We start from the raw sequence: 26,840 nt of genomic DNA, 5'->3' as shown, positions 1-26,840 counted from the left end.
CTCTCTCCTGACGAGAGAAAAGGACGCCCAGGACACATTCGGCAGTTTTCCACCCCGGCGAAGGCCGGGGTCCAGTCGGGAAGGTCGTGGAAGAGGCGCAACGACCGACCGTTCGCATCTCACAGCTGGACCCCGGCCCTCGCAAGACCTCTGCGAAACTCCTTCGTCATGCCGGACTTGTTCCGGCATCCACCGTGCCGCAAACCAATAAGCTGTTGATTTCGCGGCGCCATGGACCCCGGATCAAGCCTGTCTTGAGCCTGTCGAAAGGTCCGGGGTGACGAAGAAGAATTGCCCTTCGAGGAGTTTCGCAGAGGTCTCGCCTTCGCCGGGGTGGATGATGAGGCGCAGCGCTGAATGTCGATCCGCCCTAGGGCAGCGAGGGGCGAGGACGAGCGGAAGTGACCGGGTCCGATCCTAGATACCTCCCTCGTCCAGGCTCAGCAGCGTCGCGTTGCCCCCGGCGCTGGTCGTGTCGACCGACACCGCACGTTCCGCGGTGAAGCGATAGAGATAGTGCGGGCCGCCCGCCTTGGGCCCGGTGCCCGACAGCCCCTCGCCGCCGAACGGCTGCGACCCCACCACCGCGCCGATCATCGACCGGTTGACGTAGAGGTTGCCGACCGCCGCCTCTGCCTCCGCCACTTCGGCCGCACGGGCGATGCGGCTGTGCAGGCCCATGGTCAGCCCGTATCCCTTGGCGTTGACCCGCGCGATCGTCTCGCGCAACTCGCCCGCCTTCCACGTCGCGATGTGGAGCAGCGGCCCGAACCATTCCTGGTTCAGCTCCTCGACCGACCCGAGCCGGATCGCCGTCGGCGGCACGAACAGCCCTTCCGTGGGCGCGTCGACCGTCTTGATCCAACGGTCGCGGACCTGCTCGCGATAGTTCATCAGCCGGTCGAAGGCGGCCCGGTCGATCACCGGCCCCACATCGGTCGCCGGATCGCCCGGATCGCCGACCGTCAGCGTGTCCATCGCGCCCTTCAGCATCTCGATCAGCCCGTCCGCCACGTCCTCCTGCACCAGCAGCAGCCGGAGCGCCGAGCAGCGCTGACCCGCCGAGCGGAACGCGGAGGTGACGACGTCGGCGACCACCTGCTCGGGGAGAGCGGTCGAGTCGACGATCATCGCGTTGATCCCGCCGGTCTCGGCGATCAGCGGCACGATCGGGCGCCCCGGTCCTTCCTGGTCGTCGTCCTGCACCAGCGTGCGCGCGATCCGCTTGGCGGTCGCGGTCGATCCGGTGAAGGCGACGCCCATCACGCGCACGTCCTCGGTCAGCGCCTGGCCGACCTCCGGCCCGCCGGTGACGAGCACCAGCGCGTCGGCGGGCACCCCCGCCTCGTGCGCCAGCTCCACCGCGCGGCGTGCGATCAGCGGCGTCTGCGGCGCCGGCTTGGCCACGACCGTGTTCCCCGCGACCAACGCCGCCGCCGTCTGCCCGAGAAAGATGGCGAGCGGGAAGTTCCACGGCGCCACCGTCGCCCACACGCCGCGCCCCTCGACATGGAGCATGTTCCGCTCCCCCGTCGGCCCCGGCAGCTCGACCGCTTGCAACCGCCGCCGCGCCTCGACCGCGTAGTAGCGGCAGAAGTCCGCCGCCTCGCGCACCTCGCCGATCGCGTCGGGGATGCTCTTCTTGGCCTCCTGCACGCAGATCGCCATCAGCTCGTCGCGGTGCTCCTCCAGCAGGTCGGCGAGCCGCTCCAGGCACGCCGCGCGCGCGTCGACGGGCGTGGCGTTCCAGGCCGGAAACGCCGCATGTGCACGGCTGACCGCGTCGCGCACCTCTTCACCACCCCGGCGAAGGCCGGGGTCCAGTTGCGAGTCGCCCGATGCTGGACCCCGACCCTCGCCGGGTTGGTTGCGAAGCGGCGCGTTCACCACCCCCACCATCCGCTCCAGCGTCGGCCGGTCGCTCAGGTCCAGCCCCATCGAGTTCCGATGCCCGTCCGCCGCCTTGAACAGATCGACCGGCAACGGGATCGACGGGTGCCGCGATCCCCCGACGCCTGCGATCTTCGCCACCGGGTCCGCCAGAATATCGGCCTCCGACAAGCGCTCGTCCGCCAACTGGTGCACGAACGACGAATTCGCCCCGTTCTCCAACAGCCGCCGCACGAGATAGGCCAGCAGGTCGCGGTGCCCGCCCACCGGCGCGTAGATGCGCGTATGGTATCCCCGCTCGCGCACCAGCCGCTCGTACAGCCCGTCGCCCATGCCGTGCAGCCGCTGGAACTCGAAATCGCGGGCATTGCCCGCCCACTCGATGATTGTCGCCACGGTCAGCGCGTTGTGGCTCGCAAAGGCCGGGCGGATGTTCTCCGCGTCCAGCATGTCGCGCGCGACCGCCAGGTACGACACGTCGGTCGCCGCCTTGCGCGTGAACAGCGGATAGTCCGCCAGCCCCTCGACCTGCGTCCGCTTGATCTCCGAATCCCAATAGGCACCCTTGACGAGGCGCACGTTCATCAGCCGGTCCAGCCCGTTGGCCCAGGCGACCACCGGCCGCGCACGCTTGCCGTACGCCTGCACCGCCATGCCGAACCCGTCCCAACCCTTCAGCGACGGCAGCGCCGCGACGCGCCCGATGATGTCCAGGCTCATCTCCAGCCGTTCGCTCTCCTCCGCGTCGACGGTCAGCGCGATGCCCTTGCCCGCCGCCTGCTCCGCCAGCTGGCGCAGCATGTCAGCGAGCGCGGGGACGCAGCTGTCCCAGCGCGCGACCTCGTAGCGCGGGTGGAGCGCCGACAGCTTGACCGACACCGAGTGCCCCGCCGCCGGATCGCTGCCGACCGCGTCGATCGCGCCCTTGTACGCGTCGAAGTAGCGCTCGGCGTCGGCATAGGTCCGCGCCGCCTCGCCCAGCATGTCGAAGCTCGCGGTAAAGCCCTTGTTCTCCGGCTTCTTCATCCGCCGCATCGCCTCGTCGATGGTGCGGCCCATCACGAAGATCTCGCCCATCATCTTCATCGCGGCGCCCACGCCCGAGCGGACGAACGGCTCGCCCGCGCGGCTGATGAGCCGCTTCAGCGGCCCCGCCGGTCCCTCGCCGACCAGCGCGCGGCCGACCACCAGCCCCCAGGTCGCGGTGTTGACCAGCCGGCTGTTCGATTGTCCCGCATGTGCGCGCCAGTCGGCGTCGCCCAGCTTGTCGGCGATCAGCAGATCGGCCGTCTCCGGATCGGGCACCCGCAGGAACGCCTCGGCGAGGCTCAGCAGCGCCACGCCCTCGTCCGAGTTGAGCCGATATTCCTGGAGGAACTGGTTCACCCAACCCCGGTTCTGCGCCGCGCGCAGGTCGGCGAGCAGGCCCGAGGCGGTATCGGTGATCCGCGCACGTGATTCGGGCGGCGTCGCGGCACGGTCGAGCAGCGATTTTAGAACATCGGGTTCGGGCGCGCGGTACAGCTTGGCCATGGTTTCACGGGCGGCGGACGTTACGGCGGTGGTCATTGTCGAGCTTCCGGTGCGGTGAGGCTTGCAGGAACGGGCCCGCGCGGCCTAGAGGATGGCCCGCGCCTACCCCAAAACGCCCGAGGATTGCCATGCCGAGCCTGACGCCCGACGAGATGAAGGCACAGGTCGGCGCGGAATCGGTTTCCGACTGGATCGAGGTGAGCCAGGCGATGATCGACCGGTTCGCCGAGGCGACCGGCGATCACCAGTTCATCCACGTCGATCCCGAACGCGCCGCGCAGACCCCCTTCGGCGGCACGATCGCGCACGGCTTCCTCACGCTCTCGCTGATGCCGCTCCTGACCTCCAAGGCGGACATGCCCCGCATCGCGGGCGCCAAGATGGGCGTCAACTACGGTGGCAACAAAGTCCGCTTCCTCACGCCCGTTCCCTCGGGCAGCAAGGTCCGCGGCCGCTTCAAGCTCTTGTCGTTCGACGAGAAGCGTCCCGGCCAGTTCCAGCAGACGGTCGAGTTCACCGTCGAGATCGAGGGGCAGGACAAGCCCGCCCTCATCGCCGAGTGGATCAGCCAAGTTTTTGTCTAACCACGATATGTCAACTTGCCGCGCCGTCAATGCGCGCAAACTTGGAGAACTTTGAAATGCGCTCCGCCGTTATCGTCTCGACCGCCCGCACCCCGATCGGCCGCGCCTATCGCGGCGCGTTCAACAACCTGCCCTCCCCCACCCTCGCCAGCCACGCGATCAAGGCCGCGGTCGAGCGCGCCAAGCTGGGCGGCGAGGAGGTCGACGACGTCGTCTGGGGCGCCGCGCTCCAGCAGGGTCACCAGGCGGGCAACATCGCCCGCACCGCCCTTCTCCGCGCCGGCCTGCCGACCACCGTGTCGGGCATGTCGCTCGACCGCCAGTGCGCCAGCGGCCTGATGGCGATCGCGACGGCGGCGAAGCAGGTGATCGTCGACGGCATGGACGTGGTGATCGGCGGCGGCGTCGATTCGATCAGCCTGGTGCAGACGCCCAAGATGAACATCGCCCCCGATCCCGAGCTGCTGGCGATGCACAAGAACATTTACATGCCGATGCTCCAGACCGCCGAGGTCGTCGCCAAGCGTTACGGCATCGATCGCGAGGCGATGGACGCCTACGGCCTCCAGTCCCAGCAGCGCACCGCCGCCGCTCAGGCCGCGGGCAAGTTCGACGACGAGATCGTGCCGGTCACCGCGACGATGGCGGTGGTGAACAAGGAGACCAAGGAGGTTTCGCACAAGGAGGTCACCCTCTCCAAGGACGAGGGCAACCGCGCCGACACGACCCTGGAGGGCCTGCGGAGCCTCAAGACCGTGATCGAGGGCGGCACCATTACCGCCGGCAACGCCTCGCAGCTCTCCGACGGGGCGTCGGCCTCGGTGCTGATGAGTGAGCAGGAGGCGTCGCGCCGCGGCTTGCAGCCGCTCGGCCGCTACGTCGGCATGGCGGTGGCGGGTACCGAGCCCGACGAGATGGGCATCGGCCCCGTCTTCGCCATCCCCAAGCTGCTGGAGCGCAACGGCCTGAAGATGGACGATATCGGCCTGTGGGAGCTGAACGAGGCGTTCGCGGTGCAGGTCCTCTACTGCCGCGACAAGCTCGGCATCCCCGACGAGCTGCTGAACGTCAACGGCGGCGCCATCTCGATCGGTCACCCCTACGGCATGTCGGGCGCGCGCATGACCGGCCACGCGCTGATCGAGGGCAAGCGCCGCGGCGCCAAATACGTCGTCGTGACGATGTGCGTCGGCGGCGGCATGGGTGCCGCCGGCCTGTTCGAGGTGCTGTGAGGTTGAACATCAGGCCAATTTGGCCTATGTAAACTTTGCGAGGCTCATGAGGCTTGCTTCTTGAGAAGAACGAACCCCGGTCGTGCCAGCGGCCGGGGTTTTTCGTTCGGGGCCCGACTGCCAGGCCGAGCCCCTCCCGTCGTGCTACTTGGGCCGGGACATCTCCACGATCTTGAGGATCAAGGTCGCGAAGGCGATCATCAGCCCAAGGATCATGCACAAGCTTGCGAGGCTCATGTGCTTCTCCTTGAGTTCGGCAGCAGGATTGCCGCCGACAGGAGCTATGGGTCACTTTGTCGATCACGACAACGGAGCCTTGTTGTGGTGGCGCACACCACAACAAGGTCGCAACCAACACCCCCGCCCCTCGTTCTCCCGCCGAACCCATTCGAGAGGAGCGCATCATGGCCGACCACGACAGCCCGCAGGAAGTCGCCGAGAAGTTCATCGCCAAGCTGAAGGACAGCCCCTTTATCATGATCGGCCTGATGGACGGTCAGCATTCGGAGCCGATGAACGCCAAGGTCGACGACGATCAGCCCAACACGCTGTTCGTCTTCTCCGGCCGCGATAACCGCATCGCCAAGGGCGGCGAGGCGATGGCGCAGTTCGTCGGCAAGGGTCACGATTTCTTCGGCTGCCTGCACGGCCGCGTCAGCGAGGAGACGAACCAGGCCACCTTCGACAAGCTGTGGGACAACCGCGTCGAGGCATGGTTCCCCAACGGCAAGGCCGATGCGCGCCTGAACCGTTTCGACATCGATTCCGCCGAACTGTGGGAAACCGACGTCGCCGTGTCCGGCCGCCTCAAGATGCTGTTCGGCGGCACGATCAAGGCGGAGGAATCGTCCAGCCACGCCAAGGTCAATTCGCTGGGCTGACCCGACGACGACTGTGAGAAGACAACGGCGCCGGTCGCGAAACCGGCGCCGTTTCCGCGTCAGGTGTGCGCGGCGATCCACTGCTCCACCACCGGCGCGATCCGGTCGCGCCACTTGGAGCCGTTGAAGATGCCGTAATGGCCGACCCCCTCTGCCATCAGATATCGCTTCTTCTCGTCCGGCAGCGACGTGGCGAGCGTCAGCGCCGCCCTGGTCTGGCCCAGCCCGGAGATGTCGTCGCGCTCGCCCTCGATCGCCAGCAGCGCCACGTCGGTGATCGCCGCCGGGTCGATCCGCACGCCGCGGTGCACATACTCGCCCTTGGACAGCGCGTGCGTCTGGAACACCACGTCGATCGTCTGGAGGTAGAATTCCGCCGTCATGTCGCAGACCGAGCGATATTCCTCGTAGAAATTCTTGGTCTGGCCGGCGCTCTCGCCGTCGCCCGCGACCAAGTGCTTGAACATCTCCCAGTGGCTGGTCATGTGATTGCCAAGGTTCATCGACATGAAGCCGGCGAGCTGCAGGAAGCCCGGATAGACGCGCCGCCCCGCGCCCGGATAGCCGGCCGGGATCGTCGCGATCACGTTCTGCTGGAACCAGGCGTGCGGCCGCTCGGTCGCCAGCGTGTTGACCGCCGTCGGCGCCTGGCGCGTGTCGACCGGGCCACCCATCATGGTCAGCGTGCGCGGCCGGCACGGGTGGCCCTGTGCGCTCATCAGCGCCGCGGTGGCGTAGGCGGGCACCGACGGCTGGCACACCGCCAGCACGTGGCTCCCCGGCCCCATCGCCTCCAGGAACGCGACCAGATAGTCGACGTAATCGTTCAGGTCGAACCGGCCGTCCGCCAGCGGCACCAGCTTGGCATCGCGCCAATCGGTGATGTGCACGTCGGCGAACGGCAGCATCCGCTCCACCGTGCCGCGCAGCAGCGTCGCGTAATGGCCCGACATCGGCGCGACGATCAGCAGCTTCGGCCCGCCCTCCACACCCTCGCGGGCGAAGCGCTTCAACTGCCCGAACGGCTTGCGCAGCACGATCTGTTCCGTGACCGCCACCTCGCGCCCGTCGACCACCGTGCCGGTCAACCCGAACGCCGGCTTGCCACGCGGCGCCGCGGCGTGCGCGAACACCTCCAGCGCCGACCCGATCACCTCGCCGCCGCCGACATAGGAGAACGGGTTCGTCGGATTGCGCCACCAGCCCGCGCCGACATTGGCCATCGCGCTGGCACCGGCCAGCATCGAACGCTGCATCTCGTAGGCGTTGTAGAGCATCGATTATCCTTCTCAGGTCCCTGAAATAGGGCGGGGAGGTGGTAACGCAAACGCACCGCAGTGCAACATGGGCGCGGGCGAGCATGCCCGGCCACTCCGTCACCAGACATGACGCCGGCAGGGAAGGGTCCTTACATTGAGCCCCCTCCCCCGCCCTGCTAGGCGCGGACGCCATGGCAAGCACCCCGCTCCCCGGCCCCGCCGGCGCCCCCAAGGCCGATCGCCTCCCCAGCGGCCGCATCGGCGATCTCGGCATGGTCTGGCGCCACGCGCGCCGCTATCTCGGGCGGATCGCCATCGCCGGGGCGGCGCTCGTCACCACCTCGGCAGCGACGATCGGCATCCCCTACGGCTTCAAGCGGGTGATCGACCGCGGCTTCGTGGGCTCGGCGGCGAGCGACGCGGACGCCTTCGCCTCGTCCTTCCACTATCTGCTGATGATCGTCGCGGTGCTGGCGATCGCCACCGCGATCCGCTTCTACTACGTCTCCTGGCTGGGCGAGCGCGTTGTCGCCGACATCCGGACGGAGGTGCAGCGCCACCTGCTCCGCCTCTCCCCCCGCTTCTTCGAGGAGAACCGCCCGTCGGAGATCGCGTCGCGCCTGACGTCGGATACCGCCTTGATCGAGCTGATCGTCGGCAGCACCGTCTCCGTCGCGCTGCGCAACAGCTTCACCGGCGTCGGCGGCCTCGTCTACCTGTTCGTCATCTCGCCCAAGCTCGCCGGCCTGCTGATGATCGGCATTCCCGTCATCATCCTGCCGATGACGCTGATGGGCAAGCGCGTCCGCACCTACTCGCGCACCTCGCAGGACCGGGTGGCGGAGGTCGGCACCATCACCACCGAAGTGCTGGGCGCGATGCGCATCGTCCAGGCATTCGGCCAGGAAACGCGCGAGGCGGCCCGCTTCGGCGACGCGGTGGAAGCGACGTTCGACGCCTCCAAGCAGCGCAACGGCCTGCGCGCGGTGATGACCGCGATCGTCATCGGCCTGGTGTTCGGCTCCATCACGCTGGTGTTGTGGGAGGGCGCGATCGACGTCGCCGCGGGTCGCCTGTCGGGCGGGTCGATCGCCGCCTTCGTGCTGACCGGCGGCATCGTCGCGGGCGCGTTCGGCGCGTTGACCGAGGTGTACGGCGACCTGCTGCGCGGTGCCGGCGCCGCCGGCCGCCTGGCCGAACTGGCGCGCGAGGTGCCGGAGATCGCCGCCCCCACCCACCCCCGCGCACTGCCCGAGCCGGCGGCCGGCGCGATCCGTTTCGAGGGGGTCCGTTTTCGCTACCCCACCCGGCCGGAGGTCGCCGCCCTCGACGATTTCACGCTCGACGTGCGGCCCGGCGAGACGGTGGCGTTGGTCGGTCCGTCCGGCGCCGGCAAGTCGACGCTGTTCCAGCTCGCCGAGCGCTTCTACGATCCCGAAGCCGGCCGCGTCCTGGTCGACGGCGTGCCGCTGACGGAGGCGGACCCCCACGCCGTCCGCGCGCGCATCGCGATGGTGCCGCAGGAAACGGTGATCTTCGCCGCCTCCGCCCGCGACAACCTCCGCTACGGCCGCTGGGAGGCGGACGACGCCGCGCTGTGGAACGCCGCGGAGGCCGCCAACGCCGCCGACTTCCTCCGCCGCCTGCCCGACGGCCTCGACACCTATCTGGGCGAGGGCGGCGCGCGCCTGTCCGGCGGCCAGCGCCAGCGCCTCACCATCGCCCGCGCGCTGCTGCGCGACGCCCCGATCCTCCTCCTCGACGAGGCGACCAGCGCGCTGGACGCGGAGAGCGAGCGGCTGGTCCAGCAGGCGCTGGAACGCCTCATGGCGCACCGCACCACCCTGGTCATCGCTCACCGCCTCGCCACCGTCCGCGCCGCCGCCCGCATCGTCGTGATGGACGAGGGCCGCATCGTCGAGCAGGGCGACCATGCCGGCCTGATCGCCAGAGGCGGCCTCTACGCGCGCCTCGCCCGCCTCCAGTTCGACGAGGCGGCCTGACAAGTCCGCGCTGATCCGCTCCGGCCAGGACCCCGGCGAAGGCCGGGGCCCAGATGGAGGACCATGGTGGCGGGGTCGGCACGACCGCCAAGTAGACCTCCGCTACTGGGCCCCGGCCTCCGCCGGGGTACATATCTGCTGCAACAACGTCGGTCTTCGATCAATTCGGGTTGACGGGGAAGAAGCCACCTCCCTTCTTCCCGCTCGCGAGATTGCCAAGCCTCACGTCGCCGCAGGCGTTTCCGCACCAGCCCCGTTCGGCACGGGCGAGGTCAAGGGCGGAGCGCCCCGATCCGGCGCTTCGACTTCGACAGGCACCGACGATATGATACGTCGCGAGCAAACCAAGGGAGCGATGCGATGCGCGACTTCGACCTGATCGTCTACGGCGCCACCGGCTTCACCGGCCGCCTGGTCGCCGAGTACCTCGCCCGCGCCTATCCGGGCGAGCACGCTCCCCGCTGGGCGATGGCCGGTCGCTCGCTCGACAAGCTCGCCCAGGTGCGCGATGCGATCGGCGCGCCGGCCGACCTGCCGCTGGTCGCCGCCGATGCCGACGACCCCGCCGGCCTCGCCGCCATGGCCGCGCGCGCGGAGGCGATCGTTACCACCGTCGGTCCCTACCAGCTCTACGGCTCCGCCCTGGTCGCCGCCTGCGCCGCCGCCGGCACCGCCTATCTCGACCTGTGCGGCGAGCCCGCCTGGATGCGCCAAATGATCGACGCGCACGAGGCGGAGGCCAAGGCCACCGGCGCGCGCATCGTCTTCTCCTGCGGCTTCGACTCGATCCCCTTCGATCTCGGCGTGATGACCGCGCAGGAACAGGCCCGCGCCCGTTTCGGCGCGCCCGCGCCGCGCGTAAAGGGCCGGGTGCGGGTGATGAAGGGCAGCTTCTCCGGCGGCACCGCGGCCAGCCTGAAGGCGACGCTCGCCGCCGCGGCGCGCGATCCGTCGCTCGTCCGGCTGCTGACCGATCCCTTCGCGCTCACCCCCGGCTTCGTCGGCCCGCACCAGCCGACCGGGCTGATCCCGGAGTTCGACGCGACGCTCAACGCCTGGGTCGCGCCGTTCGTGATGGCGCCGATCAACACCAAGAACGTCCACCGCACCAATTTCCTGCTCGGCCACCCTTACGGCACCGACTTCGTCTACGACGAGATGACGGTCGCCGGGCTGGGCGACCTCGGCAAGGTCGCGGCGGAGGCGATGGCAAAACTCAATCCGTTCAAGGGCGACAAGGGCCCGAAACTCGGCGAGGGGCCGAGCCTGGAGGAGCGCGAGGCCGGCCATTACGACCTGCTGTTCGCCGCACTGATGCCCGATGGCGGCCGCGCCGACGCGGTGGTGACCGGCGACCGCGATCCCGGCTACGGCTCCACCAGCAAGATGATCGCCGAGACCGCCTTGTGCCTGTTGGAGGGCGAGCGGCGCGGCGGCGTGTGGACGCCCGGTGCCCTGCTCGGCACGCGGTTGCGCGACCGGTTGCAGGCCAAGGCGGGGCTGACCTTCACCGCCTGCTGACGCTCTACCGCCGCTTGCCCTGGTGGCGGATGTTGGCGGGCCGCCCGCGCCGCTTGAGCACCCGCGGCGCCGCGCGCTTCGCCTCGCCGGCGGACGCGTTGCCGCCCGGCAGCTCGAAGCGCAGCGCCCCCGATACCGGGTTCGCCTCCGCCAGCCGCAGGCGCAGCACCTGCCCCAGCGTGTACTGGTCGCCGCTATCCTCGCCGGTCAGCGTCCGCGCCGCCTCGTCGTAGCGGAAATACTCGCCGCCCAGGTCGCGCACCGGCATCAGCCCGTCGCCGCCGATCCCGTCGACCGTGGCGAAGAAGCCGTAATTCTGGACGCCGGTGACGCGCACCTCCACCGTCTCGCCGACCCGCTCCGACAGGTACGCCGCGACGTAGCGGTCGATCGTGTCGCGCTCCGCCTCCATCGCGCGCCGCTCATACTGGCTGATCGAGGTGCCGAGCCGGTCCATCTCGTCGTCCGGCAGCTTGGCGCCCCCCGGCCCCAGGTCGTAGGCCGCGACCAGCGCGCGGTGCACCACCAGGTCGGCGTAGCGCCGGATCGGCGAGGTGAAGTGCGCGTAGCTGCCCAGACCCAGCCCGAAATGGCCGTGGTTGGCCGGCGCGTAATAGGCCTGGGTCTGCGTCCGCAGCACCTGCTCCATCACCTGTGGCCGGAACTCCACGTCCCCGATCCGCGCCAGCACGTGGTTGAAGGTCGACGGCTTCACCACCTGCCCGAGGGCGAACGGCACGCCGAACGTGTCGAGATAATCCTTCAGCGCGGACAGCTTCTCGCGGCTCGGCGCCTCGTGCACGCGGTACATCACGGGCGCGCGCTTGTCTTCCAGCGCCTTGGCGGCGGCGACGTTGGCGGCGATCATGTAATCCTCGATCAACCGGTGCGCGTCGAGCCGCTCGCGCGGGGCCACCGACAGGATGCGACCCCGCTGGTCGATCACCACCCGCCGCTCCGGCAGGTCGAGGTCGAGCGGCTCGCGCGCATCCCGCGCCTTGGCTAGCGCCTGCCAGCAATCCCATAGCGGCCGCAGCGCCACCTCGGTCAGCGAATGCTCCACCGCCCCGTCGATCGCCGCTTGCGCGTCCTCGTACGCGATGTTCGCCGCGATCCGCACCCGCGCGCGCGTGAAGCGCCAGCCTCTGAGCGCCCCATGCTTGGAGATCGTCAGGTGACATGCCAGCGCCGCCCGGTCCTCACCCTCCTTGAGCGAGCACACGTCGGCCGACAGCACCTCCGGCAGCATCGGCACCACCCGGTCGGGGAAGTATACCGAGTTTCCCCGCTGCCGCGCATCCTTGTCGATCGCCGAGCCCGGCCGCACGTAGAAGGACACGTCGGCGATCGCGACGATCGCGCGCCAGCCGCCCTCGTTCGCCGGGTCGTCGTCCGGCGCCGCCCATACCGCGTCGTCATGGTCGCGCGCGTCGGCCGGGTCGATCGCAAGGATCGGAAGATGCGTCAGGTCCTCGCGATCTTCCCCGATCGGCGTTTGCGCCACCCGCTCCGCCTCCGCCAGCGTCTCGTCGGTGAAGGTGTCGGGGATGCCCAGCTTGTGGATCGCGATCAGCGAGAAGGAGCGCGGCGCGAAGGGATCGCCCAGCCGCTCCACCACCCGCACCGTTACCCGCGGCGGCCGCCCCGCCAGCTCGGCCATCACCAGATCGCCGACCTCGGCCTCACCCGCGTCCGACACCGGATATTCGCGCCGGTCCTTCTTCTCGACGCCCGTCAGCCACAGGCGGTCGCCCTCTCCGCGCAGCACGCCCAGCACCTGCTCGGACGCCTTGGCGAGCAGCTTCATCGGGTGCGCGGTCCAGCCGCCGCCCGTCTCCTCCGTCCGCGCCAACACCCGCTGGCCGATGCCGAGTTCCCCGCGCCGCCGCTCGCGCACGCGGATACGAGGGACAGGCACCCCATCCGCCTCCCACCGTTCCGGCTGCGCCCACACATTGCCGCCGTCGTCCACGTCGACGATGCGCAGCACCGTCACCTTGGGCAGCCCGCCCATCTTGTGGAACGCCCGACCCGGTGCCGAGTCGATCAGCCCCTCGTCCGCCATGTCCTTGAGCAGCGCCTTGAGCGATATCTTGCCTTGCGCGGTCAGCCCGAACGCGCGCGCGATCTCGCGCTTGCCCGCCGGCGTGGAGGAGGACTGGATGAAATCGAGCACCTGCTCACGCGTCGGCAGGCCGGGGGAGGTTTTCCGCATCACCGACAGATAGGGACGCGCACGCCCCGCGTCACGCGCGACCCTGGACGACCTCGATCACCATGTCGCCCGCGTGCAGCACCTGCGCCTCCGGCTCCCAGAAGCCGATCGGCCGCCCGTCGCGATAGATGCGTAGCACCTGCGCGCCGACGATCTGGCGCGGGCTGCGGCCGACTTCCTCCGCCCGTACCGGCCGCTCGCGCATCTCCGCCCGGCCGCCGCGGGTGACCAGGTCGGCGACATAGTCGGCGATGTGCGGCCCCGCAGCGCACTGCGCCAGCAGCTGCCCGCCGAAGCTGACGGGATTGACGATGATGGTCGCGCCCGCGTCGCGCGCCAGCAGTTCGTTCTCGATCGCCGCCACCGACACCGCCACCGACGCGTGGGGCGCCAGCCGGCGGCAGGTCAGCACGATCAGCACCGCGGTGTCGTCCCGCCCCGGCGTCACGATCACGCTCTTGGCCGCGGAGACCTTGGCGATCTCCAGCACCTTATTGTGCGTGGCGTCGCCCTCCACGGTCGCCACGCCCGATTCTTCGGCCAGCCGCAGCTTCTCCGGATTCTCGTCCACTACCACGATCGTCTCGGGCGCGTGGCCGCGCTCCAGCAGTTCCGCCATCGCCGCCGCGCCCGACCGGCCGAAGCCGCAGACGATCACGTGATCCTTCAGCTCGCGCCTCACCAGCCCCATCCGCCACCGCTCCCAACCCTGCCTCAGCATGAAACTGTACGCGCTCCCCAGGAAGATCAGGAACACGAAGATGCGGATCGGCGTCACCACGAACGTGTCGAACATGCGCGCCGTGTCGCTCACCGGCACGATGTCGCCATACCCCACCGTGGTCACGGTGATGACGGTGAAATACACCACGTCCAGGAAGCTGACGACACCGTCCGCATTGTCGCGCAGGCCGTCCCGGTCGATCCAGTGCCCCCCCAGCGCGATGCCGATCAGTACCAGCACCGCCGCGGCCCGGATCGCCAGCGTCGCCACCGGCCCCAGCCGCCCGGGCCGGTAGAAACGCGGCCGTGCCGCCGACGCCGCCGCCCGCGCCGCCATCCTGCCGGGCGGGGGCGCGCGCTTCGCGGCCGGGCGGCGGACGGGCGTCATGCGATCACCGACCTCTTTCCTTCGCCACCCCGGATCAGGTCGGGCGTCTTGTGGTACGCTGCCGTGCCTGCTTCCGCCGTCATGCCGGGCTTGTCCCGGCATCCAGAGCCAAGCAGCGTCACCGTCCGTCGCCCTGGATGCCGGGACAGGCCCGGCATGACGGCGGGATGGTCGGAAAGGCCCCGATCAAGGCTCAGTAAGCCCGCCCGATCAGCACCCGCTCCACTGCCGGCTCGCCGGTGAACACGCAGTTTCCCGCATCCGCACTCCCCTCGCCCCGGTGCGTCTGCCCCAGCGGGGCGTTGCGGATCGTCAGCTTCAACGCCTTCAACCGCTCCACCACCCGGTCGAGCGCCGCGCCCGTCGGCTTCGACCAACGCACGTCCACCCAGCCGGGGTTCTTCACTCCCTCGGCGAAATGCGCCTCGACGCCCGCCCAGTCCTCCACCGGCACGATCCGTGCTCTCAGCGCCTCGGTCGACCGCGCGAGCAGCCCTGCCTGCACGTCCTCCAACACCTGTTGCAGCGTGTCGACCAGCTCGCCGCGCGGCATCACGCGCGAGTCCAGCTTGCCGTCCTCGCGGTACAGCCGATCCCGCCGGATCACCGACACGTTGCCGCCCGCCACGTCGCGGCCGCCGACCTCGATCACCACCGGCGCACCCTTCTTCACCCAGCCCCAGCGCTTGGTCGCCGCCTTGGCCGCCTTCAGGTCGAGCAGCGCCCGCACCGGCTCGCCCAGCGCCGACAGCGCGCCCAGTTGCCCGCGCAAGTCGCGGCAATAGTCGATGATCGCCTGGTCCTCCGGCCCGTCGCGCAGCATCGGCACGATCACCACCTGCCACGGCGCGATCGCCGGCGGCACCGCCAGCCCGTCGTCGTCGCCGTGCACCATGATGACCCCGCCGATCATCCGCGTGCTGACGCCCCAGCTGGTCGTGTTCGCCAGCTCGAACTCGCCGCCCGCATTCTGGAAGCGGATGTTCTGCGCCGACGCGAAATTGGTGCCCAGGAAGTGCGAGGTGCCCGCCTGGAGCGCCTTGCCGTCCTGCATCATGGCCTCGATCGAGTAGGTCGCGACCGCCCCCGGGAACCGCTCGTTCTCCGGCTTCTCGCCCGTCACCACGTGGACGGCCAGGCAGGATTCGGAGAACTCGCGGTACACTTCCAGCATCCGCAGCGTCTCCTCGCGCGCCTCCTCGGCCGTCGCGTGCGCGGTATGCCCCTCCTGCCACAGGAACTCGGACGTGCGCAGGAACATCCGCGTCCGCATCTCCCAGCGCACCACATTGGCCCATTGGTTGATGAGCACCGGCAGATCTCGCCACGACTGCACCCAGCGCGCGAAGGCCGCGCCGATCACCGTCTCCGACGTCGGCCGCACCACCAGCGGCTCCTCCAGCTTCGCCGCCGGATCGGGGACGAGCCCGCCCTTGCCGTCGCCGACCAGCCGGTGGTGCGTCACCACCGCCATTTCCTTGGCGAAGCCGTCGACATGCTCCGCTTCCTTCTCGAAATAGGAGAGCGGGATGAACAGCGGGAAATAGCAGTTCTCGTGCCCGGTCGCCTTGATCCGGTCGTCGAGCAGCCGCTGGATCCGTTCCCAGATGCCGTACCCCCAGGGCCGGATCACCATGCACCCGCGCACGCCCGATTCCTCGGCCAGGTCGGCCTCGGCGATGACGGACTGGTACCAGGCGGCGAAATCCTGGTCGCGGGTGACGGACAGAGCGTGTTTCATCCGCCGCAGATAGCGCGCCTTGCTCATGACGTCACGGGTGGTCGCAACCGCTCTACCCATCACCCGCCCACCAGATCCTTCCCGGCGTGCAGGGCAAAGCCACGGCGTCGTTCGCGGCTCGGGACGCCGGAACGAACCCGGCATGACGAACAACGATAAGTAGGACTGGTCCCGAACCATCTTGCGTTGCATAAAGGCAACACCACATCGTTCCCAAACCAAGGGATCACGCATGAACCTCCAGAAATTCACCGACCGCGCGAAAGGCTTTCTCCAGTCCGCGCAGACCGTCGCCATCCGCATGGGCCACCAGCAGATCGCCCCCGAGCACCTGCTCAAGGCGCTGCTGGAGGACGATCAGGGCATGGCCACCGGCCTCATCCAGGCCGCGGGCGGCGACGCGAAGCGCGCCGTCGCCGACACCGACCTCGCGTTGTCGAAACTGCCCAGCGTCTCCGGCCCCGGCGCGCAGAACACCCCCGGTCTGTCGACCGATACCGTGCGCGTGCTCGACCAGGCCGAGGAGATCGCCGGGAAGGCCGGGGACAGCTTCGTCACCGTCGAGCGCCTGCTCGTCGCCCTCGCCCTGTCGCTGGGTACGGCGGCGGGCAAGGCGCTGAAGGCCGCCGGCGTCACGCCGGAAGCGCTCAACACCGCTATCAACGGCCTGCGCCAGGGCCGCACCGCCGACACCGCCGGTGCCGAGGACCGTTACGACGCGCTGAAGAAATTCGCGCGCGACCTGACGGAGGCCGCGCGCGACGGCAAGCTGGACCCGGTGATCGGCCGCGACGAGGAGATCCGCCGCACTATCCAGATCCTCGCCCGCCGTACCAAGAACAACCCCGCACTGATCGGCGAACCGGGCGTCGGCAAGACCGCCATCGCGGAAGGGCTGGCGCTGCGCATCGCCAACGGCGACGTGCCCGACACGCTCAAGAACCGCCGGCTGATGGCGCTCGACATGGGCGCGCTGATCGCCGGCGCCAAATATCGCGGCGAGTTCGAGGAGCGGCTGAAAGGCGTGCTCGACGAGGTCAAGGCCGCCGACGGCGACGTCGTCCTGTTCATCGACGAGATGCACACGCTGATCGGCGCGGGCAAATCGGAAGGGGCGATGGACGCGGGCAACCTGCTGAAACCTGCGCTCGCCCGCGGCGAGCTCCACTGCGTCGGCGCCACCACGCTCGACGAGTATCGCAAATACGTCGAGAAGGACCCCGCGCTCCAGCGGCGCTTCCAGCCCGTCTTCGTCGGCGAGCCGACGGTGGAGGACACGATCTCGATCCTGCGCGGCCTCAAGGACGTGTACGAGCTGCACCACGGCGTCCGCATCGCCGACGGCGCGATCGTCGCCGCCGCGACGCTGTCGAACCGCTACATCACCGATCGCTTCCTACCCGACAAGGCGATCGATCTGATGGACGAGGCGGCGAGCCGCATCCGCATGGAGGTGGAATCGAAGCCCGAGGAGATCGAGAATCTCGACCGCCGCATCATCCAGCTCAAGATCGAGCACGAGGCGCTGCGCCGCGAGACGGACGCGGCCAGCGTCGACCGCCTCGCGACGTTGGAGGGTGAACTCGCCAACCTCGAACAACAATCGGCCGAGCTGACGGCGCGCTGGCAGGCGGAGAAGGACAAGATCGGCGCCGAGGCGCGGCTCAAGGAACAGCTCGACGCAGCCCGGCTCCAGCTCGACCAAGCGCAGCGCCAGGGCGACCTCGCCCGCGCCGGCGAGCTCTCCTACGGCACCATCCCGCACCTCACCCGCCAGCTCGAGGAGGCGCAGGGCCAGACCCGCGGCGCGATGCTGCGCGAGGAGGTGACCGCCGACGACATCGCCGGCGTCGTCAGCCGCTGGACCGGCGTGCCCGTCGACCGCATGCTGGAGGGCGAGCGCGACAAGCTCCTCCAGATGGAGGAGAAACTGGGCGCCCGCGTCATCGGCCAGACCGAGGCGGTCCGCGCCGTCTCCACCGCCGTCCGCCGCGCGCGGGCCGGCTTGCAGGACCCGGGTCGCCCGCTCGGTTCCTTCCTGTTCCTCGGCCCGACCGGCGTCGGCAAGACCGAGCTAACCAAGGCGCTCGCCGAATTCCTGTTCGACGATCCCTCGGCGATGGTCCGCATCGACATGAGCGAGTTCATGGAGAAGCACGCCGTCGCCCGCCTGATCGGCGCCCCTCCCGGCTATGTCGGGTACGAGGAAGGCGGCGTCCTGACCGAGGCGGTTCGCCGCCGCCCCTATCAGGTCGTCCTGTTCGACGAGGTGGAGAAGGCGCACGGCGACGTGTTCAACGTGCTGCTCCAGGTGCTCGACGACGGGCGGCTGACCGACGGCCAGGGGCGCACGGTCGATTTCTCCAACACGCTCATCATCCTGACTTCCAATCTCGGCAGCCAGTATCTGGCCAATCTGCAGGAGGACGAGGCGGTGTCCTCGGTCGAGCCGCAGGTGATGGAGATCGTGCGATCGCATTTCCGGCCGGAGTTCCTGAACCGGCTGGACGAGATCATCCTGTTCCACCGTTTGGGACAGGCGCACATGGCGCCGATCGTCGACATCCAGACGGGCCGGGTGCAGCGGCTGCTGAAAGACCGCAAGGTGACGCTAGAGCTGACCGACGCGGCCCGCGCGTGGCTGGGCCGGGTGGGGTACGACCCCGTCTACGGCGCGCGCCCGCTACGCCGCGCGGTGCAACGCTACGTGCAAGATCCGCTCGCTGAAATGATCCTGCGCGGACAGGTGCGCGATGGCGCGACGGTGCGGGTCGACGAGGGTGACGGGCGGCTGGTGTTGGGGGTCGACTAGCTGCGGCTAACGAACGATTATCGCGGCATCGGCCGTCACTGGTTGGGAGTGGTCCAGGACTGCTCCATGCTGCGCCTCATACTCTGAGCATCGCGAGCGATCTGATCCCATTGCGCCCGCGTGAGGCAGCGTTTCCGCCGGGCGATATTAGATCCCACGTCGGCGTAGCGCTTGCAAATTGGTCGCTCGCTGTCTCCCACTGACGGTGCATTAGATGCAGGTGGAGTGGCGGCGGATGCGGTGGCCTGAACAGACAAGGCAGCGAACAATAGAATAAGCATATCGTACTCCTTGGCGGCAAGAATGTGTCGGTTGTCGTTGCGATGCAAGCTCAACAAAAAAGGAGGTGGGACTGTAGTCCCACCTCCCATAATCCATCGGGATTGACGGACCTTAAAAACGGAGCCGAACCGCAGCCGAGAAGCGACGGCCGAGCGCGTCGTAGGTCGATGGATAGACGTTGCCGCTATTGTACGCTGTGCTGCCGATCGTCGAGCCGACCACCTTGGGCTGGTTGTCAATCAGGTTCTGCACGACCAGCGTCAGGTCGAAGTTGTCAGTGATGCCGAAGCGGGTCGACAGATCGAAATAATGCTCCGCCCCGATCCGCTGGAAGTCCGCCTGCGGTGCACCCAGGCCCCCATTGGCGGTATCCAAGTCCGCGGCGAGCGCCAGCGGCTCGTACCGAACGGAGTCGATGAAGCGCCAGAGGAGCGAGATATCCGCACCGCCGATGGTCAACGTGGTCCGCTGGTTGAAGGAGAACTCCGGCTGGATCGACAGACAGTTCGTGCTGTAAAACCCGACGCAGTCACGATTGACCGAGGTCGGCGTCGCCCGGAACGTATTCTTGTTGGTCCAGTTGCCGTTGAACGACAGCGCAAGAGCGCCGAAGCCCAAGTTCTGACGGTAGTTCGCCGTCAGGTCGATGCCATCGGTGCGGATGCGACCGAGATTGGACAGCGGCAGGATCACGCCGGCGGCCGTATTGCTCAAGCTGCCGTCGGTCACGCTCCGCTGGATCTGACTGCAAGCCACCGACGTCGGTGCCTGAAGCGGCGTGAAGCAGCCGCCGATCACGTCGCCGACGGTCGGCGACGTGATCGCGTCGCGAACACGGATGTTGTAGTAATCGACAGTAAGGCTGAATCCGGGGAGGAAGGTCGGCTGGATAACCGCACCCACCGTCCAGGTATTCGCCGTCTCGACGCCGAGCGCCGCATTGCCGCCGCTGCTGACGTTGATCTGTCCACCGGCGTCGGTCACGATGCCACCTGCGAGGATGGCATTAGCCTGCTGCTGCGTGGCACCGGCCGCGACGATCTGCGCAGTGCAGACGTTGCCCAGCGCCGAACCCACCGTGGCGTTAATGCTGGCGCAGGGATCGGTACCATTGTCCAGGCCTTGCACGAACGGCGAGAACAGTTCCGCGATGTTCGGTGCGCGAGCCGCCTTCTGGTAATTGCCGCGGATTTTGAAAGACGAGATCGGCTCCCACGTGCCGCCAGCCTTCCACGTCCAATTTGTGCCGGCGGTCGAGTAATCCGACACACGACCACCAAGTTCGAGAGTCAGGTTGCGGAAGAACGACCGATCCTCGATCAACGGCACGATCAACTCGCCAAACGCCTCCTTGACGTCGTACTCGCCACGAACGTCGGGCGAGGCAGCGCCGTTGCCGAGCACCTCGTTGGGACGCTGCGTCAATTCGTCCGAAATGACCGCCGCCGTGTAGCGTCGGTACTCGCCACCGAGCGCGAAGGAGACACCGTTCGTGGCGAAGGGAATGGCGATTCCCGTGTCGCCGCTCACCAGACCGCGAACTTGCGACAGCGTGGTGCGCGTCGCCGTCGAGTTGGTGACGCCGAGCAGGAAGCCCAGCTGGTCGGCGGTGATAGATCCGGCCGGACCAAACAGGTTGATTGGCACGCAGCCGTTGCTATCGTTGACGCAGGTTGCGGTATTGGTGGCCAACGCCGCCTGACGAAGGCGGGTCAGAGTACCGTTACCGCTCTGACGCTGGATGTTCTCGCTCTCGCCATAGCTGCCGGTCACGTCATACTGGATGCCGCTGGTGATGTCGCCGCCAACACCCGCCTCATAGTCAAAGATGGTAGTCGTGTAGGTCGAGAGGCGGGGCCCTGCCTCGACGAACCGACGCGCCACGTTCGCGTTGAAGGTACGATAGGCCGGATTAGCAACCGTCTGCCCACCGACGACAATGGTCGGCTGCGCAGTCGCAGCCGCGTTGCACTGCGCCGTCGTGAGGCCCTGCGCCGTGCAGATCTGACCCCGCGCGGCTGCCGGCAGGAACGGGTTGGAGAAAGGAATCGTCAGCGAGTTGCCGAACGTGCCGGACGATGCGATTACGGTCTGCACCGTGTTGCGGGAGAAAAGACCGCGAGTGTGGAACTCAATCGCCGGCGAAACCTCGTACCGCGCGGCACCGAACATATTGAAGCGCGTGAACGGCGTTTGGAAGATGTTCTGCGGGTTGAAGTTGAACAGCGCGTAGGTCGGGACCAGAGCACCGGTTGCAACGTTGATCTGCTGGTTGGTACCGAGACCAAGGCCGGTAAAGCGCGCGGGAACGGTGGTACCCGATCCACCGGCGAGCCCCGTGCGAGAGTCGATGTTGAAGTTCGAGAAGTCGCGCCCACCCTGGAGTACGGGATCGGCCTCCTGATAGCCGATCGAGAACACGGCGTTGCCGCGACCGTCATCAAGGTTGGTGCCGATCGTCAGATCGGTGCGGAAGTAATTGCCGTCGCCCTGCTCGGTGATTTGGTTGCTCGCACTGAGCTCCACACCCGAGAAGTCACGCTTGGTAACGAAGTTGACTACACCCGATACCGCGTCGGCGCCGTAAGTCGTGGAAGCGCCGCCAGTCAAAAGGTCGGCACGTTCGACGAGAGCAACAGGAATGTTGTTGGTGTCCACGACGCCGCTCAGCCCGAGCGGAGCGATGCGACGTCCGTCGAGCAGGACGAGATTGCGATTCGACCCGAGACCGCGCAGGTCGACCGTCGACGCACCACCGTTGCCGTTGTTGACAGCGCTGCCGATCGACGGAACGACGCCCGGCAGCTCACGGATCAGCTGCTCGGCGACATTGGCGTTGCGGCGCGAAAACTCTTCGGATGTCACAGCCTGCACTGGCGAGGACTGGACCAGGTTGGGGTTGCGGACAAGCGTTCCGGTGACGACGATCTCGCCCTGCGTGTCGTCGACGTTGGTCGGGCCAGTGTCCTGCGTGGTAGCCTGGGCACTGCTCGGCGCGGCAGCGGCAACACCGTTGGGAACGGCGATCTGACCGTCGCCCGATGCGCCTTCCTGCGCCCAAGCGGCGGTAGCAGCGAGCATGGAAGCGCCCACCATCAAGCTCGACCCCAACAATCGACCGCGGAAAATCTGCTTCATGTAACAACCCTTTCTGGTGTCCCGGCCTTTACGGCCTAGGACGGCACGAGCACGGTCGGTGACCACACCCCATGCCTGCTGCTTGCCGACTTGATAGACAGGACACAACGTGTCGGCGCAATTGTCATGCGTTTTTCACATGATTGTAGCACGAAGGCCACAGGATCACTGTCTTCGCATACCACTTCATGCGTGCTCGCTTTCGCGCCCTTGTCGCGCCATGGGAGGTTTTTTCAAAAAAGGTAGGCTCGATCATGCGAGATGTGATTTGTTTGGCTGCTGCCATCGTTGGCATGCCCGCTGGGACAGCAGCACAGGACGCAGCGCCGCAACTCGAGGCCGTCATTGGATGTCGGTCGGAGGCCAAGCGTGACGCGCGGCTCGCTTGTTTCGATCGAACGGTGGCGGCGCTCGATCGGGCGCGCATCGAGAAGACGGTGCTGGTACTCGATCGCAACGCAGTGGTCGCCCGCAAGCAGAAGCGGTTCGGCCTCACCTCACCACCGGGCGAAGCCTTTGGTGGCGGCGACGCGGATCGCCGGACGGCAGTGGTCGACCTTGACACCACGATCCAACGCGCTACCCCTGACATGGCAATGGCTGGCCGGTGGAATCTCGCACTCGCCAACGGCATGGTATGGCAAACGCTGGAAGATCTGCCCCACATTCCTGCACCGGGCACTGCGATCAAGTTGAGGCGTTCGTCGCTAGGCGGCTTTCGCGCTTCGATCAGCGGTCAGTCTCGCGGCGTACCGGTTAAACGCCTCCGCTAACCCGCCGGCACCGGCCCCGCCACCAGCAGCGGGTCGAGCCGCGCGCCGTTCCACTGCAGCCCCCAGTGGAGGTGCGGCCCGGTCGCGCGGCCGGTAGCGCCGGATAGTGCGATCCGCTGGCCCTGGCGCACATGGTCGCCGACGTGCACGTTGAGGCGGGACAGGTGGAGGAAGGCGCTGCCCAGGCCGGCGCCGTGGTCGACCATCAGCAGATTGCCCTCCAGCGTGAAAGGATGGTCGGCGGCGAGGACGACGACGCCGTCGGCGGGGGCGAGCACCGGCGTGCCGGTCGGCACCGCGACGTCGGCGCCCGAATGGTAGCTGCCGGGCTTGCCCTGATAGACGCGCTGCGAGCCGAACCAGCCGGACTGGCGACCGGCCGCCGGCCAGCGGAACGCCTGGCGCCAGCCGGCGGCATCGGTGCGGGTCGCCCGCGCCGCGGCGATGGCGGCGAGCTCGGCGGGGCGGAGCGCGGCGAACTCGGGTTCGCTGCGGCCGGCGCGATAGGGAGCGTCGACGCGCTCGATCCGCCAGGCGCGAGGGGCGATCACCAGCGGGTGGTCGGCGAGCGAGCCATCGGCTTTTACTTCGGCGAGAGTCATGGTGGGCGGAGCGTCGCGATCGAAGCCGATGATGAAGGCGCCGTCCGCGCCAAGCGGCACGTTGCGGCCGTCGAGCGTCAGCGCCACCGTCTCCGTCGCGACCTGGCCACGCACCAGCCCGCCCTGCTGCGGCGCCCCGTCCAGGCGCCACGACCGGAGGTTCGGCGGTGTCACGTGTGCGGGCGGTGCCGATGGTGGAGGCGGCGAGACGCGCTCTACCACGTCGTTTCCACCCGGCGCCACGCAACTCGGCAGGAGGAGCAGCGTCGCCATCGCCGCCGCCAGTGCGCACGTCATCGCAGGCCGCTCATCGCGGGCTCAGCGCCTCGCTGGCCAGCTGCGGCGTGGCATAAGGAGCCTGGTCGCGGACGCTCCAGTAGCGCAGGTCGTCCAGCCTGATGCGTGCGCCCGAGCTCGCGCACAGCACATGGTCGCCCGGTGCCAGCACGCGAAAGCCGTTGGCCATGTAGAGGAGCCGGGCGGGGCGATCGGCGTGGGACATCAGCATCGGGACAGGTTCCGGAGAAGGGGATCAGAGCAGCGTCGGCTGGTCGGGCCGCGGCGGGACATAGGCCTTGGCCCCTGCCCGCTCAACCCGGGCGGGGCGGCCGCCATCGACGCCCACGTCGACGCTGCCGTCGCCGAAGCGCAGCGTCAGCGCGCCCGCGGCGCGGGCGGCGGCGGCGCTCGCCAGCGTGCGGCCGTCGCGGCTGGTGATCCGGGCGTAGCCGCGCTCCAGCACGCGGTCGGGATTGAGCGACTGGACGAGGCGCCACGTGCCGTCGAGGCGCGAGCGCGCCGCCTCTACGCGGGCGAGCAGCACCGCCGGGCGGAGCGCACCCGCCGCTCGGTCGAGCTGCCCGCGCGCGGTCGTCACGCGCCGCTCCAGCCCGCGGCCGAGCCGCGCCCCCGCCTCGTCGGCGCGCTGGCGCTGGGGGGCGAGCAGCTGATCGAGCCGCGGCATGACGCGGGCGAGCGCCGCCGTCCGCTCGCGTCCGCGCTCGACGTAGCGGCGCGCGCAGCGCTCGGTCCGCGCGCGGTAACCGTCGATCGTCAGCCGCAGGTCGGCGAGCACCGGCACCGCGATCTCGGCCGCGGCGGTCGGGGTGGGCGCGCGCAGGTCGGCGGCGTGGTCGCACAACGTCGTGTCGGTCTCGTGGCCCACGGCGGAGATGATCGGGATCGAGCAGCCGGCGACGGCGCGAACCACCACCTCCTCGTTGAACGCCCACAAATCCTCCACCGAGCCGCCACCGCGCGCGACGATGACGAGGTCCGGGCGCGGCACCGGCCCGGCCCCATCCGACCCGGCCGGCGCCAGCGCGTCGAAGCCGCGCACCGCGGCCGCGACCTCGGCGGCGGCCCCCTCCCCCTGCACTTTCACCGGCCACACGACGACGTGGGTCGGGCAGCGGTCCTCCAGTCGGTGGAGGATGTCGCGGATGACCGCGCCGGTGCCCGAGGTGACGACACCGATCACGCGCGGCATGAACGGCAGCGGCTTCTTCTTCTCGCGGTCGAACAGCCCCTCGGCGGCGAGCTTCTGGCGGAGCTTGTCGAGGAGCGCCATCAGCGCGCCCGCGCCCGCCAGCTCCATCCGGTCGATGACGATCTGATATTTGGAACGGCCGGGGAAAGTGGTGAGCCGACCGGTGGCGATCACCTCGACGCCGTCCTGCGGCTGGAAGGCGAGGCCCGATGCCGAGCCCTTCCACATCACGCCGTCGATGACCGCCTTGTCGTCCTTCAGGCACAGATAGGAATGGCCGGAGGCGACGCGCTTGAACCCGGAGATCTCGCCGCGCAGGCGGACATGGCCGAACTCGCCTTCCACCATCCGCTTCAGCGCCTGCGACAGCTCACCCACCGACAGCGCCGGCGCGTTGTCGCCGGGGATCGGCTCGGCTACCAGCCGGGGCTCGTCTAGGAAGGAATCGGGCATGAACGTCCTGTTGATCGGCGCAGGCGGGCGCGAGCACGCGCTGGCGTGGAAGCTGGCGCAGTCGCCGACCCTCGATACGCTCTACGCCGCGCCGGGCAACCCCGGCATCGCCGCCCACGCGACGATCGCAGGCGTGGACGCGGCGGATCACGCTCGCGTGGTCGGCTTCGCGCGCGCCCACGACATCGGCCTGGTCGTGATCGGGCCGGAGGCGCCGCTGGTCGACGGCCTCGCCGATGCCCTGCGCGCCGCGGGCGTGCCAGTGTTCGGCCCCTCGGCGGCGGCGGCGCGGCTGGAAGGATCGAAGGGCTTCACCAAGGACCTGTGCCGGCGCGCGGGCATCCCGACCGCGGGCTACGTCCGCGTCTCGTCGCGCGAGGAGGCGGACGCGGCGCTCGCCGGCACCTTCGGCCTGCCGGTAGTCATCAAGGCGGACGGCCTGGCCGCGGGCAAGGGCGTGACGGTGGCGTTCACGCGCGACGAGGCGGTCGCGGCGCTCGACGCGCTGTTCGCGGAACCGGGCGGAGAGGCGGTGATCGAGGAATTCCTCGACGGCGAGGAGGCCAGCCTGTTCGTGCTGACCGACGGCACCGACCTGGCCGTGTTCGGATCGGCGCAGGACCACAAGCGGGTGGGCGAGGCGGACACGGGCGCCAACACCGGCGGCATGGGCGCGTACAGCCCCGCCCGCGTCCTCACCCCCGAGCTGGAGCGCCGCGCGGTGGAGGAGATCGTGCGGCCGACGATCGACGCGATGCGCGCCGAGGGCACGCCTTTCGTCGGCGTGCTCTACGCGGGGCTGATGCTGACGGCGACCGGCCCCAAGCTGATCGAGTACAATGCCCGGTTCGGCGACCCGGAGACGCAGGTGTTGATGCTGCGGTTCGAGGGCGACCTGGCGGCGACGATGCTGGCTACGGCGACCGGGCGGCTCGGCGATTTGCCCGCGCCCGCCTTCTCCGATGATCCTGCGCTGACCGTGGTGGTGGCGGCACGCGGCTATCCCGGCACGCCGGTGCCCGGCGGCGCGGTTCGCGGGATCGACGCGGCGGAGGCGACCGGCGCCGTGGTCTTCCAGGCGGGAACCCGGCGCGACGGTGACGCGCTGGTCGCGGCGGGCGGCCGCGTGCTGGCGGTGACGGCGCGGGGGGCCAGCGTCGCCGCAGCGCAGGCGGCGGCCTATGCCGGGGTCGACGCGCTCGATTACGCCGACGGGTTCCACCGCCGCGACATCGGCTGGCGCGAGGTCGCGCGGGAGGCTGCGAAGTAGACGCCGGCAACCCGGGCTTGTCCCGGCATGACGAAAGCGCGCGATCAGGGC

17 protein-coding genes are annotated in these 26,840 nt (G+C 69.0%); 8 read left to right on the top strand and 9 right to left on the bottom strand.

Annotation, left to right across the window (positions count from 1 at the left end; genetic code table 11):
* Positions 1-417 precede the first annotated feature (417 nt).
* A complete protein-coding gene (gene putA, locus BM145_RS10095; protein ID WP_093333523.1) occupies positions 418-3,459 on the bottom strand; it encodes a bifunctional proline dehydrogenase/L-glutamate gamma-semialdehyde dehydrogenase PutA in 3,042 nt (1,013 codons plus the stop codon).
* A gap of 92 nt (positions 3,460-3,551) precedes the next feature.
* On the opposite strand from putA, the gene BM145_RS10090 reads away from it, so the two are divergent.
* From BM145_RS10090 to BM145_RS10080, 3 genes are all read left to right on the top strand, one after another.
* Complete coding sequence (locus tag BM145_RS10090) at positions 3,552-4,007, top strand: MaoC family dehydratase (protein WP_093333522.1); 456 nt, start codon at positions 3,552-3,554, stop codon at positions 4,005-4,007.
* 56 nt (positions 4,008-4,063) lie between these two features.
* The gene (locus BM145_RS10085) at positions 4,064-5,239 is read left to right on the top strand and encodes an acetyl-CoA C-acyltransferase (protein WP_093333521.1); all 1,176 of its coding nucleotides are present in this window, start codon (positions 4,064-4,066) and stop codon (positions 5,237-5,239) included.
* A gap of 404 nt (positions 5,240-5,643) precedes the next feature.
* Entirely contained in the window at positions 5,644-6,120 is a 477-nt protein-coding gene (locus BM145_RS10080) for a pyridoxamine 5'-phosphate oxidase family protein (RefSeq protein ID WP_093333520.1), read from the top strand.
* 59 nt (positions 6,121-6,179) lie between these two features.
* On the opposite strand, the gene BM145_RS10075 is transcribed toward BM145_RS10080, so the two are convergent.
* The gene (locus tag BM145_RS10075; RefSeq protein WP_093333519.1) at positions 6,180-7,397 is read right to left on the bottom strand and encodes a polyhydroxyalkanoate depolymerase; all 1,218 of its coding nucleotides are present in this window, start codon (positions 7,395-7,397) and stop codon (positions 6,180-6,182) included.
* A gap of 173 nt (positions 7,398-7,570) precedes the next feature.
* Between BM145_RS10075 and BM145_RS10070 the strand changes: the two genes are divergently transcribed.
* Positions 7,571-9,382 (top strand): ABC transporter transmembrane domain-containing protein, encoded by a 1,812-nt coding sequence (locus BM145_RS10070; protein WP_093333518.1) that lies wholly within the window; start codon positions 7,571-7,573, stop codon positions 9,380-9,382.
* A gap of 360 nt (positions 9,383-9,742) precedes the next feature.
* Positions 9,743-10,903, top strand: a complete 1,161-nt coding sequence (locus BM145_RS10065) for a saccharopine dehydrogenase family protein (RefSeq protein WP_093333517.1) — start codon at positions 9,743-9,745, stop codon at positions 10,901-10,903.
* 4 nt (positions 10,904-10,907) lie between these two features.
* Here the strand turns inward: BM145_RS10065 and BM145_RS10060 are convergent, their stop codons facing one another.
* From BM145_RS10060 to BM145_RS10050, 3 genes are all read right to left on the bottom strand, one after another.
* The gene (locus BM145_RS10060) at positions 10,908-13,118 is read right to left on the bottom strand and encodes a ribonuclease R family protein (RefSeq protein WP_177200157.1); all 2,211 of its coding nucleotides are present in this window, start codon (positions 13,116-13,118) and stop codon (positions 10,908-10,910) included.
* 31 nt (positions 13,119-13,149) lie between these two features.
* Complete coding sequence (locus BM145_RS10055) at positions 13,150-14,229, bottom strand: potassium channel family protein (RefSeq protein ID WP_245739245.1); 1,080 nt, start codon at positions 14,227-14,229, stop codon at positions 13,150-13,152.
* A gap of 193 nt (positions 14,230-14,422) precedes the next feature.
* The gene (locus BM145_RS10050; protein WP_093333638.1) at positions 14,423-15,970 is read right to left on the bottom strand and encodes an aminoacyl--tRNA ligase-related protein; all 1,548 of its coding nucleotides are present in this window, start codon (positions 15,968-15,970) and stop codon (positions 14,423-14,425) included.
* A 232-nt stretch (positions 15,971-16,202) separates the two neighbouring features.
* On the opposite strand from BM145_RS10050, the gene clpB reads away from it, so the two are divergent.
* The gene (gene clpB, locus BM145_RS10045) at positions 16,203-18,782 is read left to right on the top strand and encodes an ATP-dependent chaperone ClpB (RefSeq protein ID WP_093333515.1); all 2,580 of its coding nucleotides are present in this window, start codon (positions 16,203-16,205) and stop codon (positions 18,780-18,782) included.
* A gap of 393 nt (positions 18,783-19,175) precedes the next feature.
* On the opposite strand, the gene BM145_RS10040 is transcribed toward clpB, so the two are convergent.
* Complete coding sequence (locus tag BM145_RS10040; protein ID WP_093333514.1) at positions 19,176-22,202, bottom strand: TonB-dependent receptor domain-containing protein; 3,027 nt, start codon at positions 22,200-22,202, stop codon at positions 19,176-19,178.
* Between the two features lie 188 nt (positions 22,203-22,390).
* On the opposite strand from BM145_RS10040, the gene BM145_RS10035 reads away from it, so the two are divergent.
* The gene (locus BM145_RS10035; protein WP_177200156.1) at positions 22,391-22,975 is read left to right on the top strand and encodes a hypothetical protein; all 585 of its coding nucleotides are present in this window, start codon (positions 22,391-22,393) and stop codon (positions 22,973-22,975) included.
* Here BM145_RS10035 and BM145_RS10030 read toward each other — a convergent pair.
* From BM145_RS10030 to xseA, 3 genes are read right to left on the bottom strand one after another with little or no spacing between them, the layout of a single operon-like run.
* Entirely contained in the window at positions 22,972-23,874 is a 903-nt protein-coding gene (locus BM145_RS10030; RefSeq protein WP_093333512.1) for a M23 family metallopeptidase, read from the bottom strand. The genes BM145_RS10035 and BM145_RS10030 overlap by 4 nt on opposite strands.
* A gap of 10 nt (positions 23,875-23,884) precedes the next feature.
* Positions 23,885-24,085 (bottom strand): DUF2093 domain-containing protein, encoded by a 201-nt coding sequence (locus BM145_RS10025; RefSeq protein ID WP_093333511.1) that lies wholly within the window; start codon positions 24,083-24,085, stop codon positions 23,885-23,887.
* Between the two features lie 24 nt (positions 24,086-24,109).
* Positions 24,110-25,519: an exodeoxyribonuclease VII large subunit gene (gene xseA, locus BM145_RS10020; protein WP_093333510.1), complete on the bottom strand. Its 1,410-nt coding sequence runs from the start codon at positions 25,517-25,519 to the stop codon at positions 24,110-24,112.
* On the opposite strand from xseA, the gene purD reads away from it, so the two are divergent.
* On the top strand, positions 25,518-26,789 hold the full coding sequence (purD, locus tag BM145_RS10015) for a phosphoribosylamine--glycine ligase (RefSeq protein ID WP_093333509.1): 1,272 nt from the start codon (positions 25,518-25,520) through the stop codon (positions 26,787-26,789). The two genes, xseA and purD, sit on opposite strands and share 2 nt — an antisense overlap.
* Positions 26,790-26,840: the final 51 nt, after the last annotated feature.

Source organism: Sphingomonas rubra, from assembly GCF_900115745.1.
Taxonomy (GTDB): Bacteria; Pseudomonadota; Alphaproteobacteria; order Sphingomonadales; family Sphingomonadaceae; genus Sphingomonas; species Sphingomonas rubra.
Note: the sequence above shows the minus strand (reverse complement) of the source record. Positions and strands in the feature narration are given on the sequence as shown.

Coding starts and splice junctions, on each gene's coding strand:
- putA (WP_093333523.1), bottom strand. CDS start 3,459: ATGACCACCGCCGTAACGTCCGCCGCCCGTGAAACCATGGCCAAGCTG.
- BM145_RS10090 (WP_093333522.1), top strand. CDS start 3,552: ATGCCGAGCCTGACGCCCGACGAGATGAAGGCACAGGTCGGCGCGGAA.
- BM145_RS10085 (WP_093333521.1), top strand. CDS start 4,064: ATGCGCTCCGCCGTTATCGTCTCGACCGCCCGCACCCCGATCGGCCGC.
- BM145_RS10080 (WP_093333520.1), top strand. CDS start 5,644: ATGGCCGACCACGACAGCCCGCAGGAAGTCGCCGAGAAGTTCATCGCC.
- BM145_RS10075 (WP_093333519.1), bottom strand. CDS start 7,397: ATGCTCTACAACGCCTACGAGATGCAGCGTTCGATGCTGGCCGGTGCC.
- BM145_RS10070 (WP_093333518.1), top strand. CDS start 7,571: ATGGCAAGCACCCCGCTCCCCGGCCCCGCCGGCGCCCCCAAGGCCGAT.
- BM145_RS10065 (WP_093333517.1), top strand. CDS start 9,743: ATGCGCGACTTCGACCTGATCGTCTACGGCGCCACCGGCTTCACCGGC.
- BM145_RS10060 (WP_177200157.1), bottom strand. CDS start 13,118: ATGCGGAAAACCTCCCCCGGCCTGCCGACGCGTGAGCAGGTGCTCGAT.
- BM145_RS10055 (WP_245739245.1), bottom strand. CDS start 14,229: ATGACGCCCGTCCGCCGCCCGGCCGCGAAGCGCGCGCCCCCGCCCGGC.
- BM145_RS10050 (WP_093333638.1), bottom strand. CDS start 15,970: ATGAAACACGCTCTGTCCGTCACCCGCGACCAGGATTTCGCCGCCTGG.
- clpB (WP_093333515.1), top strand. CDS start 16,203: ATGAACCTCCAGAAATTCACCGACCGCGCGAAAGGCTTTCTCCAGTCC.
- BM145_RS10040 (WP_093333514.1), bottom strand. CDS start 22,202: ATGAAGCAGATTTTCCGCGGTCGATTGTTGGGGTCGAGCTTGATGGTG.
- BM145_RS10035 (WP_177200156.1), top strand. CDS start 22,391: ATGCGTGCTCGCTTTCGCGCCCTTGTCGCGCCATGGGAGGTTTTTTCA.
- BM145_RS10030 (WP_093333512.1), bottom strand. CDS start 23,874: ATGACGTGCGCACTGGCGGCGGCGATGGCGACGCTGCTCCTCCTGCCG.
- BM145_RS10025 (WP_093333511.1), bottom strand. CDS start 24,085: ATGCTGATGTCCCACGCCGATCGCCCCGCCCGGCTCCTCTACATGGCC.
- purD (WP_093333509.1), top strand. CDS start 25,518: ATGAACGTCCTGTTGATCGGCGCAGGCGGGCGCGAGCACGCGCTGGCG.
- xseA (WP_093333510.1), bottom strand. CDS start 25,519: ATGCCCGATTCCTTCCTAGACGAGCCCCGGCTGGTAGCCGAGCCGATC.